The 594-nt window shown below is 68.4% G+C and carries 1 protein-coding gene; it reads left to right on the top strand.

Features of this window, described 5'->3' with window-relative positions:
- The coding region (locus tag ACYVD1_RS34815; RefSeq protein ID WP_460778733.1) for an HNH endonuclease signature motif containing protein at window positions 1–566 on the top strand (566 nt) is incomplete at its 5' end.
- Window positions 567–594 lie beyond the last annotated feature (28 nt).

Below are 594 nucleotides of genomic sequence, written 5' to 3'. Positions count from 1 at the left end.
AGGGGCGCACGGGTCGCAAGCGTGCTGCGGTGGCGATGATCAACATCATGGTGCCCCTGCCCACCTTCCTCGGCCTCCAGGGCGAAGACGGCCCGGCTACGGGTGCGGGTCCGGCGATGACCCAGGATGGGCAGGTGGTCTCCATGGCCGCCATCCGTGCCCTGGCCCCCAACAGCGTGCTGCGTCGGATGATCACCTCCCCCAAGGGTGACCGGGTGCTGGACGTGGGCCGCACCCAGCGCGACGCCACGGGTGCTCTGCGGGATGCGGGGCTGTTCGGTCACACCACCTGCGCCTGGTACCAGGGCTGCAACTTCCCGGCCAGCGGCTCAGAGGCCGACCACAAGATCAGCTTCTCGGCCGGCGGGTCCACGAGCGCGGACAACATTCAGCCACTCTGCTCAGACCACAACCGGCTCAAGTACCGGAGGGAGACCAACCCCGAGGCCTCGACCTGGCAGGGCCGCCCCTCCCACCGCAACCGCAACAACAAGGGGGAGGACTCGGACGGGGACCCGGAGCCAGCCCAACCCCCTTCCTGGAGTCACGGTCACCCTCGTTTTTGACTCCAACTAGGGGGTTCACCACACACCG

The sequence above is a fragment of the Nocardiopsis nanhaiensis genome (assembly GCF_054778635.1).
Note: the sequence above shows the minus strand (reverse complement) of the source record. Positions and strands in the feature narration are given on the sequence as shown.